The sequence below is a fragment of the Microbacterium ureisolvens genome (assembly GCF_019511645.1).
GTDB lineage: Bacteria > Actinomycetota > Actinomycetes > Actinomycetales > Microbacteriaceae > Microbacterium > Microbacterium ureisolvens_A.
The window spans coordinates 36562-54390 of sequence record NZ_JAEUAX010000006.1; the positions used below are offsets into that span (position 1 = coordinate 36562).

General features: G+C 71.5%; 14 protein-coding genes and 1 riboswitch. Of the genes, 6 read left to right on the forward strand and 8 right to left on the reverse strand.

The genetic code is table 11. The features are described 5' to 3' along the window. Together JNB61_RS12080 and glyA are read right to left on the reverse strand one after the other, a co-directional pair. Window positions 1-882 (reverse strand): bifunctional methylenetetrahydrofolate dehydrogenase/methenyltetrahydrofolate cyclohydrolase, encoded by an 882-nt coding sequence (locus JNB61_RS12080; RefSeq protein ID WP_220291057.1) that lies wholly within the window; start codon window positions 880-882, stop codon window positions 1-3. A gap of 67 nt (window positions 883-949) precedes the next feature. Next, the gene (glyA, locus tag JNB61_RS12085) at window positions 950-2224 is read right to left on the reverse strand and encodes a serine hydroxymethyltransferase (RefSeq protein WP_220291059.1); all 1275 of its coding nucleotides are present in this window, start codon (window positions 2222-2224) and stop codon (window positions 950-952) included. Window positions 2225-2262: 38 nt separating this feature from the next. Further along, window positions 2263-2347: riboswitch (ZMP/ZTP riboswitch) on the reverse strand. A gap of 151 nt (window positions 2348-2498) precedes the next feature. Between glyA and JNB61_RS12090 the strand changes: the two genes are divergently transcribed. The 5 genes from JNB61_RS12090 to JNB61_RS12110 all read left to right on the forward strand — a co-directional run bounded on the left by JNB61_RS12090 (window position 2499) and on the right by JNB61_RS12110 (window position 9247). After that, window positions 2499-4013, forward strand: a complete 1515-nt coding sequence (locus JNB61_RS12090; RefSeq protein ID WP_220339935.1) for a beta-N-acetylhexosaminidase — start codon at window positions 2499-2501, stop codon at window positions 4011-4013. Between the two features lie 27 nt (window positions 4014-4040). Beyond that, the gene (gene nagA, locus JNB61_RS12095) at window positions 4041-5177 is read left to right on the forward strand and encodes an N-acetylglucosamine-6-phosphate deacetylase (protein ID WP_220339764.1); all 1137 of its coding nucleotides are present in this window, start codon (window positions 4041-4043) and stop codon (window positions 5175-5177) included. Between the two features lie 339 nt (window positions 5178-5516). After that, complete coding sequence (locus tag JNB61_RS12100; protein WP_220339765.1) at window positions 5517-7376, forward strand: sigma-70 family RNA polymerase sigma factor; 1860 nt, start codon at window positions 5517-5519, stop codon at window positions 7374-7376. A 66-nt stretch (window positions 7377-7442) separates the two neighbouring features. Then, window positions 7443-7859: a YrdB family protein gene (locus JNB61_RS12105; protein WP_220291063.1), complete on the forward strand. Its 417-nt coding sequence runs from the start codon at window positions 7443-7445 to the stop codon at window positions 7857-7859. Then, entirely contained in the window at window positions 7856-9247 is a 1392-nt protein-coding gene (locus tag JNB61_RS12110) for an FAD-binding oxidoreductase (RefSeq protein WP_220339766.1), read from the forward strand. Before JNB61_RS12105 ends, JNB61_RS12110 begins: the two co-directional genes overlap by 4 nt. 118 nt (window positions 9248-9365) lie before the next feature. Here the strand turns inward: JNB61_RS12110 and JNB61_RS12115 are convergent, their stop codons facing one another. The 6 genes from JNB61_RS12115 to JNB61_RS12140 form a co-directional block, all read right to left on the reverse strand. Continuing rightward, window positions 9366-10145 carry a glucosamine-6-phosphate deaminase gene (locus JNB61_RS12115; RefSeq protein WP_220339767.1) on the reverse strand — a complete coding sequence of 260 codons (780 nt, stop codon included), beginning with the start codon at window positions 10143-10145 and terminating at the stop codon, window positions 9366-9368. Continuing rightward, window positions 10138-11091: an ROK family protein gene (locus JNB61_RS12120; protein WP_220339768.1), complete on the reverse strand. Its 954-nt coding sequence runs from the start codon at window positions 11089-11091 to the stop codon at window positions 10138-10140. Before JNB61_RS12120 ends, JNB61_RS12115 begins: the two co-directional genes overlap by 8 nt. A gap of 43 nt (window positions 11092-11134) precedes the next feature. Beyond that, window positions 11135-11977: a carbohydrate ABC transporter permease gene (locus tag JNB61_RS12125; protein ID WP_220291072.1), complete on the reverse strand. Its 843-nt coding sequence runs from the start codon at window positions 11975-11977 to the stop codon at window positions 11135-11137. Then, complete coding sequence (locus JNB61_RS12130) at window positions 11974-12939, reverse strand: carbohydrate ABC transporter permease (protein ID WP_220291073.1); 966 nt, start codon at window positions 12937-12939, stop codon at window positions 11974-11976. The genes JNB61_RS12125 and JNB61_RS12130 overlap by 4 nt, the downstream gene beginning before the upstream one ends. Window positions 12940-13026: 87 nt before the next feature. Continuing rightward, on the reverse strand, window positions 13027-14301 hold the full coding sequence (locus JNB61_RS12135; protein WP_220291075.1) for an extracellular solute-binding protein: 1275 nt from the start codon (window positions 14299-14301) through the stop codon (window positions 13027-13029). A 132-nt stretch (window positions 14302-14433) separates the two neighbouring features. Continuing rightward, window positions 14434-15633, reverse strand: a complete 1200-nt coding sequence (locus JNB61_RS12140; protein WP_220291077.1) for an ROK family transcriptional regulator — start codon at window positions 15631-15633, stop codon at window positions 14434-14436. A gap of 219 nt (window positions 15634-15852) precedes the next feature. On the opposite strand from JNB61_RS12140, the gene JNB61_RS12145 reads away from it, so the two are divergent. Beyond that, the gene (locus JNB61_RS12145; protein ID WP_220339769.1) at window positions 15853-17754 is read left to right on the forward strand and encodes a L,D-transpeptidase family protein; all 1902 of its coding nucleotides are present in this window, start codon (window positions 15853-15855) and stop codon (window positions 17752-17754) included. Window positions 17755-17829 lie beyond the last annotated feature (75 nt).

Below are 17829 nucleotides of genomic sequence, written 5' to 3' on the forward strand. Positions count from 1 at the left end.
TCAGGCGAGCGAGCGCTCGGCGGCCTCGACCACGTTCGTCATGAGCAGGGCCACCGTCATCGGGCCGACGCCGCCGGGGTTCGGCGACAGATAGCCGGCGACCTCGGCGACGTCGGGAGCGACGTCTCCGTAGACCCGCGACTTGCCCGACTCGGGATCGTCCTCGCGGGTCACGCCGACGTCGAGCACCGCGGCGCCCGGCTTGACGTCCTCCGCGCGCACGATGTGCTTGACGCCCGCGGCCGCGACGATGACGTCGGCCTGGCGCAGGTGGTGCGACAGGTCCTCCGTGCCGGTGTGGGTCAGCGTCACGGTCGCGTTGATCTCACGGCGGGTCAGCAGCAGGCCGATCGAGCGGCCGATCGTCACGCCGCGACCGACGACGACCACGTCCTTGCCCTTGAGGTCGTAGTCGTTGCGCAGCAGCAGCTCGATGACCCCGCGCGGCGTGCAGGGCAGCGGCGTGGTGATCGGCGAGTTGACGTTGAGCACGAGGCGGCCGAGGTTCGTCGGATGCAGCCCGTCGGCGTCCTTCGCGGGGTCGATGCGCTCGAGGATCGCGTCGGTGTCGAGGTGCTTCGGCAGCGGCAGCTGCACGATGTAGCCGTGGCACCCCGGATCGGCGTTGAGCTCGTCGATCAGCGCCTCGACCTCGGCCTGCGTGGCGTCGGCCGGCAGCTCCTTCTGGATCGAGTTCATGCCGATCGCCTCGGACTCGCGGTGCTTCATCCCGACGTACAGCTGCGACGCCGGGTCGGCGCCGACGAGCACCGTGGCGATGCCGGGCGTGACGCCCTTCTCCTTGAGCGCGGCCACGCGCTCGCGCAGCTCGTCCTTGATCGCGGCGGCCGCGGCCTTGCCGTCAAGCTTCTGTGCGGTCATCCTTGGTCTCCTCGTGTTTCGCGCGCTCTCGGCCCGGATGCCCACCGGCCCTCGGCGGCTTTCCCACTCAGTGGCGGAAGTCGGGGTACAGCGGGAACTTGGCGGTCAGTGCCGCGACGCGCAGACGCAGCTCCTCGACGTCGGCCCCGGGCTGCAGCGCGAGCGCGATGACGTCGGCGACCTCGGTGAACTCGGCGTCGCCGAAGCCGCGGGTCGCGAGCGCCGGCGTGCCGATGCGCAGGCCGGACGTGACCATCGGCGGGCGCGGGTCGTTGGGCACCGCATTCCGGTTCACCGTGATGTGGATCTCGTGCAGCAGGTCCTCGGCCTGCTTGCCGTCGATCTCGGCGTGGCGCAGGTCGACGAGCACGAGGTGCACGTCGGTGCCACCCGAGCGGACCGCGATGCCGGCGTCCTTCACATCCTGCTGCGACAGGCGCTCCGCGATGATGTGGGCGCCGCGCAGAACGCGCTCCTGGCGCTCCTTGAACTCGGGGGTCGCCGCAAGCTTGAACGCGGTCGCCTTCGCCGCGATGACGTGCATGAGCGGGCCGCCCTGCTGGCCCGGGAAGACCGCGGTGTTGATCTTCTTCGCGATCTCGGCGTCATTGGTGAGGATGAAGCCCGAGCGCGGGCCGCCGATCGTCTTGTGCACGGTCGACGACACGACGTGCGCGTGCGGCACCGGGTTGGGGTGCAGGCCCGCGGCGACGAGGCCGGCGAAGTGCGCCATGTCGACCCAGAGGGTCGCGCCGACCTCGTCGGCGATCGCCCGGAACGCGGCGAAGTCGAGCTGGCGCGGGTAGGCCGACCAGCCCGCGATGATGACCTTGGGCTGGTGCTCGAGCGCGAGGCGGCGCACCTCGTCCATGTCGATCGTCGACGTCTCGGGGTCGACGCCGTAGGCGACGATGTTGTAGAGCCGGCCTGAGAAGTTGATCTTCATGCCGTGCGTGAGGTGACCGCCCTGGTCGAGCGAGAGGCCGAGCAGCGTGTCGCCGGGGCGCGCGATGGCGTGCAGCACGGCGGCGTTCGCGGTGGCGCCCGAGTGCGGCTGGACATTGGCGAACTCGGCGCCGAACAGCGCCTTGGCGCGGTGGATCGCGAGCTCCTCGGCGACGTCGACCTCCTCGCAGCCGCCGTAGTACCGGCGGCCCGGGTAGCCCTCGGCGTACTTGTTGGTGAGCACCGAGCCCTGCGACTGCAGCACCGAGACGGGAACGAAGTTCTCGGAGGCGATCATCTCGAGGTAACCGCGCTGGCGGTCGAGCTCGCGGTCGAGCACCTGGGCGATCTCGGGATCGACCTCGGCGAGCGGGGCGTTGAAGAACTGATCGGTCATGCGATCTCCAGACTCACGGCTTTCGGATAGGGGTGTTCCACATCGGCCCAGGCGTGCGGTCGAATGCCGTAGTCGGTCGCTCCCCGGTGGTGGCCCACCTCAACGCCAGTCGCGACAGACCGAGCATAACGGAACACGAACCGCTAGGCTGAGTCCGATCCCTTTTGTTAGGACTCTTTACATGAATCGTCGACGAGGACGGGCTGTCGCGGCAGCCGTCCTCGCCGCTGCACTGCTGGCCGGCTGCGCACCGGTCGCACAGAATGGAGACACCGTGTCGCTTCCCGCCGTCGTCCCCGCCCCCGTCTCGATCGAGGCCGGCTCCGGCGCGCCCTTCCGGCTCTCGTCCGACACGGTGGTCAACGGTGACACGGATGCCGCCACCGCCCTCTCTGCGATCGTCGAGGCCCGCACGGGGCTGACTCTCGCGACCGGCGAGGGCCGGGACATCGAGCTGCGGGTCGACGCGGGTGCGGGCGCAGCCGAGTCGTACCGCATCGCCGCGGACGAGGCATCCGTCGTCGTCACCGGGGCCGACGCGGCCGGACTCTTCTACGGCGTGCAGACGCTGGGCCAGCTCATCGCGCGAGACGGCTACGGGTGGACGATCCCTGCCGTGACGATCGAGGACGCCCCCCGCTTCGCGTACCGCGGCGTCATGCTCGACGTCGCCCGCCACTTCCACCCGGTCGAGACCGTCATCGGCTACATCGACCGCGCGGCGTCGCTCAAGTTCAACGCGCTGCATCTGCACCTCACCGACGACCAGGGCTGGCGGATTCAGCTCCACTCGCGTCCCGAGCTCACCGAGAAGGCCTCGGGCACCTCGGTCGGCGGCGGTCCGGGAGGCTTCTACACGAAGGCCGACTACCGCGCGATCGTCCAGTACGCGGCGTCGCGTCACATGATCGTCGTCCCCGAGATCGACATGCCGGGCCACACGCACGCGGTCGGCCTCGCGTACCCCGAGCTCGCCGAGGACCCGAGCATCAGCGACCACATGCGCGAGATCATCCGCGACTACGGCGGCGAGGAGCCGCGCGTCGGTGCGCCCTACGACGGCATGGCCGTCGGGTTCTCGTCGCTGAAGATCCACGACGAGGCGACGTACGATTTCGTGGCCGACGTGTTCGGCGAGCTCGCCGCGATGACGCCGGGGCCCTACCTGCACTTCGGCGGCGACGAGTCGCTCTCGACGTCCGACGAGGACTTCGCCGTCTTCGTGGCACGGGCGAGCGGCATCATCGCCGACCTCGGCAAGACGCCGGTGGCGTGGCACGAGGCCGGCGCCGCGGCCGGCATCGCCGACACCACGATCGGCCAGTACTGGGGGTTCCTCACCCCGCAGGAAGGCGCCGCAGAGAAGGCGACCGCGTTCGTCGACAACGGCGCGCGGCTGATCCTCTCCCCCGCCGACGCGATCTACCTCGACATGAAGTATCCGGACGGCCCCGAGCTCGGCCTCACCTGGGCCAACGGGCCGACGAGCGTCCAGCGCGCGTACTCGTGGGAGCCGTCGCTCGTGGTCCCCGGCATCGACGACTCCGGCATCCTGGGCGTCGAGGCGCCGCTGTGGACCGAGACGATCCGCACCGCGGCCGACATCGACACCATGGCCTTCCCGCGTGCGGCCGCGGCCGCCGAGGCCGGCTGGTCGCCCGCGACCGGCGCGAGCGCCCTGCGCACGTGGGCGTCGTTCCGCGAGCGCGTCGGCGCACTCGGCCCGCTGTGGAAGAGCATGGGCATCGGCTTCCACCCGTCCGACGAGATCCCGTGGGCCACCGAGTGACCTGCGCCGAGTGATCCGGAGCACCGCATGAGCACCCTCGTCCACTCCGTCCGCCTGCTGGGCTGCGCCTCGGTCGACAGCGACCGCAGCGACGCGTGGGCCCTGTTCGAGGGCGGCCGCGTCGCGCGGGCCGGCGTCGGCGGCGATCTCCCCACTGCCGACGGAGTCGTCGACGGGGGGAACGGATGCCTCGTCCCCGGCTTCATCGACATCCACGGGCACGGCGGCGCCGGTGCGAGCTTCGACGACGGCCCCGAGTCGATCGCCACCGCCCGGGCCGTCCACCGCGCCCACGGGACGACGCGAGCGGTGCTCTCCCTCATCACCGCACCGGTCGACGACCTGACGGCGCGCGTGGCGATGGTCGCCGACCTCTGCGACGCCGATCCGACCGTCCTCGGCTCGCACCTCGAGGGCCCGTTCCTAGACCCCGGCCACAAAGGCGCGCACACCGAGTCCCTGCTGCGGGCGCCGGACGCGGCATCCGTCGACCGTCTTCTCGAGGCGGGACGCGGGACCATCCGCCAGGTGACGATCGCGCCGGAGCGCCAAGGCGCCTTCGAGGCGATCCGCCGCTTCGTCGACGCGGGCGTCGCGGTCGCCGTGGGGCACACGAACGCCGACGCCGACACGACCAGACGCGCCTTCGACGCCGGCGCGACGCTCATCACGCACGCGTTCAACGCGATGCCCGGCATCCACCACCGCGCTCCCGGCCCTGTCGTCGCGGCGCTGCGCGACGAGCGGGTGACGCTGGAAGTCATCGCCGACGGCGTGCACGTCGATCTCGAGCTCGTCGCGACGCTGTTCGCGGTCGCCGGCGACCGGATCGCACTCATCACCGACGCCATGGCGGCGGCCGGCTCGCGGGACGGCCGGTACGAGCTCGGCGGCCTCGCGGTCCGCGTCACCGACGGTGTGGCCCGCCTCGAAGAGGGCGGCGCGATCGCGGGCTCCACGCTCACGCAGGACGGGGCGCTGCGCCACGTCGTGGGCACGGGCGTGCCGCTGGAGGTCGCGTCGCATGCCCTCAGCCGCCGGCCCGCGCACGCGATCCACCGCGACGACCTCGGCACTCTCGACGTCGGCGCTCTCGCGGACGCGGTGCTTCTCGACGACGCCCTCGCCGTGCGCCGCGTCTGGGTCGCCGGGCACGACGCCTGAGCGCGCCCGCGCGGGCGGGACCGCGCTCCCGCCTCCCGCGCAGGCGAAAGGCGGGGCCGAAGGTCCCTCCCCCGAGATACCTTCGAGCCCCGCCTTCTCCGCGGGTGTCCCGCGGGGGGCGGCCACCGTCGTGCCCCACACAAGGGCGGCCAGCCACTCTGACGAAAGAGACGACGAGACCCGCGATCTATTACGCGGGTTCCGAAAATTCTCCGAGCGGATGCTGCGCCCTCGCGTCGCAGCCCTGGTCAAATCGGCGGGCGGAGACGACAATGGAACCCTGCCGCGGTCCGCACCCGGGATCGACGTCGTCGATGTGCGCCGCGGAACTGGGGGACCATGGACCACGACGAAGTGCGCAAGCAGGAGAGCGACGTCGTCACCGACGCCGACGCCGATCTCGTCCTGCGAACGAGAACAGGCGATACCGCCGCGTTCGCGGAGCTCTGGCGCCGCCACTACCGCGCGGGGGTCACCGTCGCCCGCAACATGACCTCGAGCCTCGATGCCGACGACCTCGTCCAGGAGGCGTACACGCGCATCTACCACTCGATCGTCCACGGCGGCGGGCCGACCGGGTCGTTCCGCGCGTACCTCTTCACCAGCATCCGCAACACCGCCGCCGCGTGGGGGCGCGCACGCCGCGAGACAGCGTACGAGGAGCTCGACGGCGTCGAGGATCCCTCGGGCGCCGAGCACGAGAGCGAAGCCGCGCTCGACCGCGGTCTCACGCATCAGGCGTTCCGCAGCCTCCCGACACGGTGGCAGGAGGTGCTCTGGTACTCCGAGATCGAGCGCATGAAGCCTGCGGAGATAGCCCCGCTGCTGGGCATGAAGCCGACAGCGGTCGCACAGCTCACCTTCCGCGCGCGGGAAGGACTGCGCGAAGCCTGGATCCAGGCGCACCTGCGGTCGCTCACCGACGGCTCGGACTGCCAGTGGACCATCGAGCGACTCGGCGCGTACTCGCGGCTCAATCTCGGTCGCCGCGACCACGCGAAGCTCGAGCAGCATCTCGCCCGGTGCGTGCGGTGCTCGATCGTCGCGAGCGAGGCCAAAGAGGTCTCGAGCCGGCTCGCACTCGTCCTGTTGCCGATCGCGCTCGGCGCCGTGGGCACCGCGGGCTACCTCGCGACCGTCCAGGGCGGCGGCACCTCGCTGGTCGCGCTGGCTTCCATGCCCTCCAACGTGGTGCATGGTGCCGTCACCGTCGCCCCGGCCGGTGTCATGGGCGGCGGTGCGAGCGCGAGTGCAGGCGTGGGAGCGGGGGCAGGCGTCAGTGCGGGTGCCGGTGCGGCGGCGACGTCGGCCGGTGTCGGATCGGCGGGGGCGGTCGGCGCAGCAGGGGCGGCGACCGCCGTCGCTTCGTCGGCGGCCGTGTTCGGCACGTCGGCGGTCGCGGGCATCGGGGCGGCCTCGGGGCTCGCCGCCGGGCTGGTCGTCGTCAGCGGCGTGGTCGCCGCCGCGGTGATGCTGCCCGCAGCAGCCGGCTCCGAACCTGCTCCGACTCCCGCGCCGACGGCCGAGGCCTCGGCGGACGATGTGAACTCGCCGGCACCGCTGCAGGACGACACCGGTGACTGGGCGCTCCGGCTTCCGGCCGAGCCGGGGCCCGGCCCGGCCGACATCCCCGTCATCCCCGACGCCGCAGCCGCCGACGGGAGTTCGCTGAGCGGCGGCGACCCGCAGAGCCACGGCGATACCACGCGCCAGACCGGCGACGCCCCGGAAGACGACGGTGTCGTGCAGGGAGGCAACAGCAGCGCCTCCGGGAGCAATGGCAACGCTCAGGGCGACGACCACCCCTCAGCGAACGCGGGCGACAAGGGCAGCGCATCCGGCGGCAACGGGAACAGCGCCGACTCCGGCAACGGCACGGCGACGCATGGCACCGGCAGCGGCAACGGCGGCACGACCGGGAACGGCGGCTCGACCGGGAACGGCACTCCGGCCAACGGCACCGGCAGCGGCAACGGCGGCACGACGGGCCCCGGCACGGGCACCAGCACCGGCAGCAGCACGAGCACCGGCAAGCGGGGCGTGAGTCTTCCGCGCGGGCTGGGCCGCGGCGTCGTCGACCGCGAGACCCAGACCTCGCCGGTCGAGGAGGCCGCCGACGCCGAGTCCGCCGAGCTGACGGACACCGTGCCGGCCGACACCCTGCCCGCCGAGACCGCGCCTGCCGACAGCGGCAACTGAACCGTCCGGACGAGCGCCCCACGGGCCCGGCGGACGCGGAGCCCACCCCGCCGTAGACTGGAAGCCATGTCCGACACGCCGAACGTCACTCCCGCGCGCCCTGCCGAACCGGCACCCGGAACACGCGCGCCGCTGACCGATGGCAAGGCTGCGCCGCTGGCTGCGACCGACCTGATCGCGTTCGTGTGCGAGATCTTCGCGTTCGGCACGCTCGCCCTGTGGGGCTTCACCATGTGGCCGTTCCCGTGGAACATCGTGGCCGGCATCGGGGCTCCCGTCATCGCGATCCTGCTCTGGGCGCTGTTCGTGTCGCCGCGCGCGGTGTTCGCCGTCCACCCCTTCGTCCGGGCGATCGTCGAACTCCTCGTCTACGTGTCCGCCAGCGCCGCCTGGTGGTCGATGGGCAACGCCTGGATCGGCCTCGCGTTCGGCGTCGTCGCCGTGACCGCCGGGGTCATCGCCGGCCGGCGGCGCCTGTCGTGACCCCGGGCGCCGACGCGCTCGTCCTCCTGCGCGCGGCGCTCGGCGACCGCGTCGACACCTCCCCAGCCTCGCTCGCGGCCGCGCGTGCCGACAAGTCCGGGCACGCGGCATCCGGTCTCCCCCTCGCCGTCGTGCACGCCCGCAGCGTCGAGGACGTGCAGCAGACGCTCCGCGTCGCCGCCGGCACGGGCACGCCCGTGGTCACCCGGGGCGCCGGCACGGGCCTCGCCGGGGGCGCCAACGCCGGGGACGGGGAGATCGCCCTGTCGGTGCGCAGCATGGATCGCATCCTGGAGGTGCGCCCCGACGACCTTCTGGCGGTCGTGGAGCCGGGCATCCTCAACGCCGAGCTGAACGCCGCGCTCGCCCCGCACGGCCTCTGGTGGGCGCCCGACCCGGCGAGCCGCGCGATCTCGACGGTCGGCGGCAACATCGCGACCGGCGCGGGCGGCCTGCTGTGCGCCAAGTACGGCGTGGTGCGCGACGCGGTGCTCGGCGTCGACCTCGTTCTCGCCGACGGCCGCCTGCTGCATCTCGGCCACCGTACCGTCAAGGGCGTGACGGGCCTCGACCTGACATCCTTGGTCGTCGGCTCGGAAGGCACCCTCGGCGTGGTCGTCGGGGCGACGCTGAAGCTCCGGCGCCTCGTGCCCGGCGAGGTGTGCACGATCGCCGCCACCTTCCGCGACGTGCGCGCCGCGGCCGAGGCATCCGCCGCCGTCACCGCATCCGGCGCCCAGCCCGCGATCATGGAGCTGATGGATGCTGCGTCCCTCGCCGCCGTGCACGCGCTGCTGCGACTCGCCGCGCCGACCCCCGGCGCGGCGCAGCTCACGGTGCAGACCGACGGCCCCGCCGCGGTCGCCGAGGCCGACGCCATCGCCGAGGTCCTGCGTCGCGCCGGCGGGACCGTCGCCGTCTCGCACGACCGCGACGAGGGCGAGCGGCTGCTGACGATCCGCCGGTCGATGCACCCCGCGATGGAGACTCTCGGCACCGCGCTCATCGAGGACGTCTCGGTGCCCCGCAGCGCCCTGCCTGCCATGTTCGACGAGATCGCGCGCGTCGAGCGCGAGCACGGCGTCGTGATCCCAACGGTCGCCCACGCGGGCGACGGCAACCTCCACCCCAACTTCATCTTCGAGGCCCAGCCCGACGAGTCCGGCATCGTGCAGGCGCCGGACCATATCTGGGCGGCCGCCGACGACCTCTTCCGCGCCGCGCTGCGCCTCGGGGGGACGCTGACCGGCGAGCATGGCGTGGGCGTGCTCAAGCGCCGGTGGCTCGCCGACGAACTCGGCGACGACCAGTGGGAGCTTCAGCGGCAGATCACCCGCGTCTTCGATCCCCAGGGAATCCTCAACCCCGGCAAGGTCTTCGCACGCTGAGCCGCGGCATACCTCATTCTCCGGTCGTCGAGACCGCAGCCGTCGGCCGAGACAGCGGGTGACACCCTCAGTCTCGGCCGCCCCGTGCCGTCTCGCGGGGATGGCCGACGGCCAGGAGTCAGATGCCCTGCCAGTCGGGCTTGTTGTCGTAGGCGTAGCGGTAGTAGTCGGCGCGCGTCAGCTGCGATGCCGCCGCCTCGTCGACCACGACCGTGGCGTGGGGGTGCAGCTGGATCGCCGACCCCGGGAGCGACGCCGACAGCGGCCCCTCGACGGCGCCGGCGACCGCGGCCGCCTTGCCCTCGCCGAACGCCAGCAGCACGAGGTGGCGGGCGCGCAGGATCGTGCCCAGGCCCTGCGTGATGCAATGCATCGGCACATCGTCGATCGAGTCGAAGAATCGCGCGTTGTCGCGGCGGGTCTGCTCGGTGAGGGTCTTCACACGGGTGATCGACGAGAACGACGAACCCGGCTCGTTGAAGCCGATGTGGCCGTCGGTGCCGATGCCGAGGATCTGCAGGTCGATGCCGCCCGCGTCGCGGATCGCGGCGTCGTACTCCTCGCCGTGATGCTCGATGCCTTCGGGGGTGCCGTCCGGCGTGCGGATGAGCGAGGGGTTGAGGCCCAGCGGCTCGACGACCTCGCGCGTGATCACCGACCGATAGCTCTCCGGATGCGCCGGATCGATGCCGACGTACTCGTCGAGCGCGAAGCCCCGCACCCGCGAGAGGTCGACGCCCTCGAGGCGCGATCGGAGCGCCTCGTACACGGGCAGCGGCGTGGACCCGGTGGCAAGTCCCAGCACCGTCTCGGGGTTGGAGCGGATGAGTCCCGCGATGTGGTCGGCGACGAGCGCGCCCGCGACGGCCTTGTCTTGAACGATGACGATCTCAGCCATGGACCAGTGCTTCCTCTGCGTCGTGTGCGGCGTCGCCCCCCGCACCTACCAGCGCCGCTCCGAGCGCGGCCGCCGGCGAACCCGGCGGCAGCAGCTCGACGCGTTCGGCGAGGCGCAGCGAGCGCATGAACGGGGATGCCTCGGCGCTGGCCGCGAGCTCGGCTGCGACGTCGTTCATCAGTCGGTCTCCCAATGCCGTCACACCCCCTCCGAGGACCACGATATCGACGTCGGCCGTCAGCACCAGCACCCTGACGGCGGCGGCCACGCCGCGGGCGAGACCGGCACGCAGCTGACGTGCCGACGCGTCGCCGGCATCGGCGGCGTCGAAGACGTCGCGCACCGGCAGCGCGGACCGCTTGGCCCAGCGCTCGGCGATCGCACCGCCGCCCGCGAGGGCCTCGATGCAGCCTCGCTGACCGCACCGGCACAGGGGTCCGTTCGGGTCGACGGAGATGTGGCCCACCTCGCCGGCGGTGCCGCGCGCGCCACGCCACAGCACGCCGTCCGAGACGATGCCGGCCGCGATGCCGGTGCCGAGGTTGAGATACGCCATGGACCCCGGCGCCGGGGCGCCGTCCCGTGTGTGGAGCGCGTGCGCGCCGAGGGCTGCGGCTTTGACGTCGTTCTCCACCTGCACCGGCACGCCCAGCTGGGGCGCGACCGCGGCGGCGAGGTCGAGTTCGTCGACGCCAAGGTTCACGGCGTGCACGACGCGGCCGGTGCCCGGCTCGATCTGCCCCGGGATGCCGACCCCGACCGACCGCACGGCCGAGAGGTCGACTCCGGCCTCGGCGCCGAGCGCACGCACGGCGTCCACGACCGTCTGGGCCACGGCATCCGGTCCCCATCCCGTGGGGATGCGCAGGCGTCCCGCGATGGCACCCTCGGCGTCGACCGCGACGGCGTCGGTCTTGGTGCCGCCGACGTCCAGCCCGACCTTCATCGGCCGACCTCCCCGCGGGAAGCGGCGTGATCCTTCGTGCGCATCAGCCCTTGACCGCCCCCGAGACAAGACCGCTCGTCATGCGGTGCTGGACGATCAGGAAGAACACGATCACCGGGACGGCCATGATCGTGGACGCCGCCATGACGACCGCCCAGTCGGTGGCCTTCGTCGCCTGCACGAACGCGCGCAGCCAGATCGGCAGGGTCAGCGACTCGGGCCGCGTCATGATGACGAGGGCGAAGACGAACTCGTTCCAGGCCTGGATGAAGGCGAACACGCCCGTCGCGATGAGGCCGGGGGCCAGCAGCGGGAACGTGATGCGCCAGAACGCGCCGGTCCGGCTGCATCCGTCGATCATCGCCGCCTCCTCGAGGTCGGCAGGCACGCCGTTGACGAAGCCGCGCAGCGTCCAGATGGTGAACGGCAGCACGAAGGCGATGTAGACGAAGCTCAGGCCGATGATCGAGTTGAGCAGGTACCAGCCGTCGAGCACGCGGAACACCGAGACGATCATCGCCTCAGCCGGGATCATCTGGATCACGAGGATCGCGATGATGAACGACGTGCGCGTGCGGAAGCGATAGCGCGACACGGCGATGGCGCCGAGGAAGGCGAACCCGAGCGCGGCCACCAGCGTGATGCCGGTGACGGCGACCGAGTTGAACAGCGCGTTGAGGAGGCTGTCGTCGGTGAGGGCTTCCTGATAGTTGCTGAGCGTGAACTCGTCGGGCCACCAGTGGGGGGTCGTCGAGCGCACGGCGGACGCGGGCAGCAGCGAGGTGTTCACCATCCAGTAGACGGGGAACAGCGAGGCGACGATGACGACCACGGCCGCGACGTTCAGGAGTACGCGCGAGATCGCGCGGCGAGGACGGGAGGTCATTGTTCCTCCTTGAGCATGGTTCGGATCCAGTACCCGGAGATGGCGAGGAGGATGACGACGAGGATCACCGAGATCGCGCCGCCCGCGCCGAGGTCGCCCGATGCCATGGAGACGCTGTAGATGTAGACGCCGATCGTGTTGGTCTCGGCCCGCACACCGCCGATGGACTGCAGCGCGTAGATCTGCGCGAAGACCCGGAGGTCCCAGATGACCTGGAGGACGAGCAGCACGAGGAGGATCGAGCGCAGATAGGGGAAGACGATGAGGCGGAACCGAGCGAGTCCTCCCGCGCCGTCGAGCGAGGCGGCCTCGAGCACCTCGTCGGGCACCTGCGAGAGCGCCGCGTACGTGCTGAAGGCGACGAACGGGATCGCCCCCCAGGTGATGATGATGGCCGCGACCGCGTAGAAGCTCGTCGGGTCGATGAGCCAGCTGTGGCCGATCCAGTTCTCGCCCGTGATCTGGGTGAGCACGTAGTTCACGAGGCCGTACTGGGTGTCGAAGATCCACCCCCACACGATCGTCGCGGTGAGCGCCGGCATCGCCCAGGCGAGCAGGAGCGAGACGGACACCGCCGTGCGCATCACTGTGCCGAGCTTGGTCATCATGACGGCGATCGCGACGCCGAGGAGCATGGTGGCGATGACGCTCACCACGCACAGCGCGACGCTGCGGCCCAGGACCGCCCAGAACTCGGGGTCTGTCAGGACGGCGACGTAATTGTCGATCCCGATGAACTCGGGCGGGGCGCCGAAGATCTGCGCGCGGCCGAACTCCTGGAACGACATGATCACCAGCTGCACGAGCGGCCAGCCGATGAAGACGACGAGCATGATGAGGGCCGGCGTCAGGAGCGCCAGCGGCGCCCACGGGAAGCGTCGCTTCTTCGGCCGTTCGGGGTCTGGCCGTGACTCGGGTGACGGGGCCGGCGGAGCCGACGCCTCTGCGGGGATGGTCGTCATGGCAAACCTCCTCTCAAGAATTGTGTCGAGCCCTGAGCGGGCATGGAACGGGGTGCCCCGCGGCACGGAGCACCCCATTCAGTGATGTCAGCCGTTCAGGATCGATTCGATCTGCTCGTCGGCTGCGGTGGCGAGCTCCTTGAGGTCGCCGCCGTTCGCGATGTTGACGAACAGGTCCTGCATGATGCCCTGCGCCTCGACGTCCGCCCAGTTCGGCGAAGCCGGCGTGAGCTTGGAGTTCGCGGCGGCCTCGGCGATGACGCTCGCGAGCTCGGGCGTGGCCGCGGCGACCTTGTCGCCGAGCGAGACGAGCGCGGGAACGAGGCCGTTCTCGGCGAGGATCGTCTGGTACTCGTCGCTCAGCATGATCTCGAGCGCGCTCTTGGCGAGGTCGGGGTTCTTCGACTTCGCGGCGATGCCGACGTTCGAGCCGCCGGCGAAGACCTGGGCGGCGCCGCCGTCCATGCCCGGGAGGGCGTAGTAGCCGGTGATGTCGGCGACGGCCGTCGGCTGCTTGTCCTCGTCGGCGACGATCGACCAGTAGGCCCAGCTCGGCGCCGAGTACGTGGCGGACTGCTCGGTGCGGAAGGGCACCCAGCCATCCGCCTCGTCGCCGTCCTTCGGGGCCAGCGACGCCTTGGTCATGAGCTCCTGAACCTGCGCGAGGCCGGCGAGCGACTCGTCGCTCGAGAGCTGCGCGTCCCACTCGTCGCCATCCTGGACGGCGATCTCGCCGCCGTTCTCCCAGATGAAGGGCAGGCCGTTGTACCAGTCCTTGCCCGGGAAGTAGACGCCCGAGACACCCGGCAGCGCCTCCGCGAGGGCGACGCCGTTCGACACGTACTCGTCGAGCGTCGTGGGCACCGCGACGCCTGCCTGCTCGTACATCGCCGTGTTGTAGAAGACGACGCGGGCGCCCGAGTAGTATGGCGCCGCGTAGAGCGTGCCGTCCCAGCTGCCGGCCTCGACGAAGCCGGGCAGCAGGTCGTCGCCGCCGAGCTCTCCCTCGATGTCGGCGAGGCTGAGGAGAGCGCCGCTCGAGGTGAACGCGGGAGCCTGCGTGTTGCCCATCTCGACGATGTCGGGGCTGTCGTTCGAGGACAGGCTCGTCGTGAGCTTGTCGACGAGGCCGGTCCACTGCTGCTCCTCGATGACCAGCGTCGACCCGGGGTTCTCGTCCTCGAAGGTCTTCTTCAGGTAGTCGCGAGCGTCCTGCGGCGTGTCGGTGCCGACGAGCCACACGCGGATCTCGGCGCCCTCCTCGGACGACGAGCCGCCGTCGCCGCCGCTGCCGCCGGCGCAGCCGGCGAGCACCAGCGCCGAGGCACCGATGAGCGCCACAGCTCCAAGCGTCTTCTTCATGGTGTCTTCCTTCGTTGTCGGTGTTCTCTTGGTGTTTCGATGGGCCGGGTGACCCATCGGGGGTCGGAAGCCCGCGAGAGGCATCCGTGGTGTTTCAGGATCCGGGGGGATCCGTCGGGGAATCGCGCTCTGTCAGGACACCCCGAGTTGTCCGGAGAGGACCATGACGGCCGCGCCGCGCAGGACGATGTCCTGGCCTTGCTCCGTCATCCGCACTCGCACGCCTTCGTCGACGGACGGCGCGAGCGTGCGCGCGCGGAGGGTCTCGACGGTCTGCTCCGCGAGGGAGCCGCCGAGGAGTTCAGGGGGGCCGGAGAGGACGATCTCCGACACGTCGAGGGCGCCGACCACCGGTGCCAGCGCGATACCGAGCCGCTCGCCCGCGTCGCGGAGGATTCCCTCGTGGGCGCCGGGATCGGCCGCCGCGCCCAGCCGCGAGGTCAGCGACGGCACCGAGAGCCATGCCTCGAGGCATCCGACCTTGCCGCACGCGCACTGCGGGCCGCCGTCGGTGCCGACGGTGACGTGGCCGATCTCGCCCGCGGCGAAGCGGCTGCCGCGCATCGGCTGGCCGGCGAGCAGCAGGCCGGAGCCCACGCCTCGGCCGACCTTGACGAGAAGCACGTCGTCGGGCGCGCCACCGAATGTGTACTCGGCGAGCACCGCCGCGTTGGCGTCGTTGGCCACCAGGACGGGTACACCGAGAGCACCGCGCAGCGCGCCCTCGAGGTCGAAGCCGGCCCAGCCGAAGTTCGGCGCGGTGAGGATGACGCCGCGGTCGTCGACGACACCGGGCGTACCGACGCCGATCCCCAGCACGGGCGCGTGGGAGTCGGCGACGAGCGCGCGGGCGAGCTCGACGACGGTGTCGACGAGGGCGTCGGCGGCCGGCACCGCGACCTCGCGGCGCGCGACGATGCCGCCGTCGAGCGTGAGGACGGCGCCGATGAAGGTGTCGCTGCCCGACAGATCGAGCCCGACGATGCGGTGGCCGGCGTGGTCGAGGTCGACGAGGATCGCCGGCTTGCCGGGACCCGAGGCCTCGCGCACCCCCATCTCCGCCACGAACCCGTCGGCGATGAGCTCGGCGACGAGGTCGGAGATCGTGACCCGGGTGAGACCCGTCTCGCGGGACAGGTCTGCGCGGCTCATCGCGCCCTGGTGGAACAGGGTCTGCAGCACGAGCGAGCGGTTGTGGCCGCGGGCGTGCTCAGGAAGGACCTTCGCGCCCTGGCGGAGCGTGCGTCCAGGGGCGAATGCGCGGGCATTCGTGGTGGGGCTCTGCGGCGCGTCGATGATGGAAGGGCCGCGCCGCGCTTCCGTGTTGGGCATGTTTGTTAGTACAGCTTACGAACTAACTTTTCGCAAGTCCCTGAGCAGTATTTGGGCGGATGCTTTACAAAACTGTGATCCGCCGTGTCCGGATCGTTACGGAGCCACGCGCGGGTTTCCCTGCGTGACCGGCCGTTCGTGCGTGACCAGGACGTGACCTCGGCGCCCCCGCATGTCGCCTACCATGGGGGAAGCGTGGATCACAGTCGGGGGTGTGGCGTGACGAATCTGGCGACCGAGTCGCAGGCCGGAAAGGCGTCCGAAGACGACGCCGTCCGGGCCGAGCAGGCCGTCGAAGAAGAGCAGTCCGAAACGACGGACACCACGGCACCTGATGCCGTGGACGAGACGGATGCCGAGTCCCCGGCGCTTGCCGAGGCGGCCGAGTCCGTCGCGCCCGCCGTAGAGGTCGACTCCCGCACCGAGAACGCGGAGGCCGAGCCCGCAGACGACGCCGGGGCCGAGCCCGAGGCTGAGCCCGACTCCGAGCCCGCGGACGAAGCCGAGTCCGCAGACGAGGCGCCCGAGGCCGCAGACGAGCCCGAGGCCGAGGCATCCGTCACCACCAGCGATGCCGGCGCAGAGACCGTCGCTGTCGCGACCGCCGTACTCGCACCGGAAGCGGCGACCGCGCTCGCGCCCGCCGCGGACTTCTCCGGCGGGACCCACACCGAGACCCCTCCCCGCACCGCGACCGCGGTCCCCACCGCCACCGCTCCGGCGGACGGCTCCCCCACTTTCGCGTGGGCGCCCGCGGAGCCCAAGCCGAGGAAGAAGCACACGGCGGTCTGGGTCGGCGCGGCCGCCGGCGTCGCCGTGGTCGGTCTCGTCGTTTCGTCTCTTGTGCTCATCGCCCCCGGTACCGCGGTCGCCGGCGTGCCGGTGGGCTGGCTCACCCCCGGCGCGGCCGCCGGAGTCATCGAGGAGCGCCTCGCCCAGACGACCGTCGTGCTCACCGGCGCGGGCGAGGGCGCCGAGGTCACCGCTGCGGAGCTCGGCGCCGCGGTCGACGCCCAGGCGCTCGCCGACGCCGCGTTCGCGCAGCACCCGATGTGGAACCCGACGGCGTGGTTCGCCGAGACCGACGCGGAGATCGAGCTCGATCCCGCCACCGCCACCGAAGCACTGCGCGAGGTCGCACCCCAGCTCTACACCGACGCCACCGACGCGACCGTCGCGTTCGATGCGGCGACCGCGTCGTACGTCTCGACGCCCGCGGCCGCCGGAACCGGGATCGACGTGGCGGCCGTCCAGGACGCGATCCAGGCGGCCTTCGAGGCCGGCGAGACACGCGTGCAGCTCGACCCGGTCACGGCCGAGGTTGCCGCAGACATCTCCACCGAGACCGCCGACGGGACCGTCGCGCAGCTGAACGGCATGCTCGACACCGCGGGCTTCTACGTGGGCGAGGAGCGCACGGTGCCCATCGATCGCGCGACGATGGCCGCCTGGCTGACCGTGACACCCGACCCCGAGAACGCTTCGTACGACATCTCCGCGGACGAGGCGGCCATCCAGACGGTGGTCGACGGGCTTCCCGCGGCCGTCAACCGGGCGGCCGAGAACGGCGCCGTCATCACCAACTCGGCGGGCAAGGTGCTCCGCGAGGAGGCGACGGGGATCTCGGGGCGCGAGGTGGGCGACACCTCGGGCCTGGCTTCCGATTTCGCCGCGCAGGTCGCCGCCGGCAACGCGGTCGTCCAGACGCCCGTGACCGAGGTCGCGCCCGTCGTCTCGACCCTCGCGCGCACGATCGAGGTGGACTTGTCGAACCAGACGGCGACCCTCTTCGAGAACGGCAGCCCGATCCGGACGTACACGATCTCGTCCGGACTCTCCGGCACGCCGACGCCCACCGGCCACTTCACCGTGAACGCGTACACCCGTGTGCAGGACATGGGCGCGCTGTGCTACAACCCGGCAGCCGTGAACAGCTACTGCACGAAGGATGTGCCCTGGATCACCTGGTTCGCGCCGGACATCGCCTTCCACGGCGCCTCGGCTTTCCGCAGCCGGCTGGGCGTGCCCCAGAGCCACGGCTGTGTGAACATGTGGAACGACGACGCCAAGTTCGTCTACGACTGGACCGCGCGCGGCACGGAGGTGTGGGTCCACGCCTGATCGCGGGCGCGTCTCGACGACGTGCCGCGGGCACATCACATGACGAGAGGGCCGGATGCTGCAGCATCCGGCCCT

What these genes read in the sequence shown, in the direction of transcription:
- JNB61_RS12115 (WP_220339767.1), bottom strand. Translation starts at nt 10,145, where the DNA reads ATGGCTGAGATCGTCATCGTTCAAGACAAGGCCGTCGCGGGCGCGCTC.
- JNB61_RS12125 (WP_220291072.1), bottom strand. Translation starts at nt 11,977, where the DNA reads ATGACCTCCCGTCCTCGCCGCGCGATCTCGCGCGTACTCCTGAACGTC.
- JNB61_RS12100 (WP_220339765.1), top strand. Translation starts at nt 5,517, where the DNA reads ATGGACCACGACGAAGTGCGCAAGCAGGAGAGCGACGTCGTCACCGAC.
- JNB61_RS12140 (WP_220291077.1), bottom strand. Translation starts at nt 15,633, where the DNA reads ATGCCCAACACGGAAGCGCGGCGCGGCCCTTCCATCATCGACGCGCCG.
- JNB61_RS12130 (WP_220291073.1), bottom strand. Translation starts at nt 12,939, where the DNA reads ATGACGACCATCCCCGCAGAGGCGTCGGCTCCGCCGGCCCCGTCACCC.
- JNB61_RS12120 (WP_220339768.1), bottom strand. Translation starts at nt 11,091, where the DNA reads ATGAAGGTCGGGCTGGACGTCGGCGGCACCAAGACCGACGCCGTCGCG.
- JNB61_RS12080 (WP_220291057.1), bottom strand. Translation starts at nt 882, where the DNA reads ATGACCGCACAGAAGCTTGACGGCAAGGCCGCGGCCGCCGCGATCAAG.
- JNB61_RS12105 (WP_220291063.1), top strand. Translation starts at nt 7,443, where the DNA reads ATGTCCGACACGCCGAACGTCACTCCCGCGCGCCCTGCCGAACCGGCA.
- nagA (WP_220339764.1), top strand. Translation starts at nt 4,041, where the DNA reads ATGAGCACCCTCGTCCACTCCGTCCGCCTGCTGGGCTGCGCCTCGGTC.
- JNB61_RS12135 (WP_220291075.1), bottom strand. Translation starts at nt 14,301, where the DNA reads ATGAAGAAGACGCTTGGAGCTGTGGCGCTCATCGGTGCCTCGGCGCTG.
- glyA (WP_220291059.1), bottom strand. Translation starts at nt 2,224, where the DNA reads ATGACCGATCAGTTCTTCAACGCCCCGCTCGCCGAGGTCGATCCCGAG.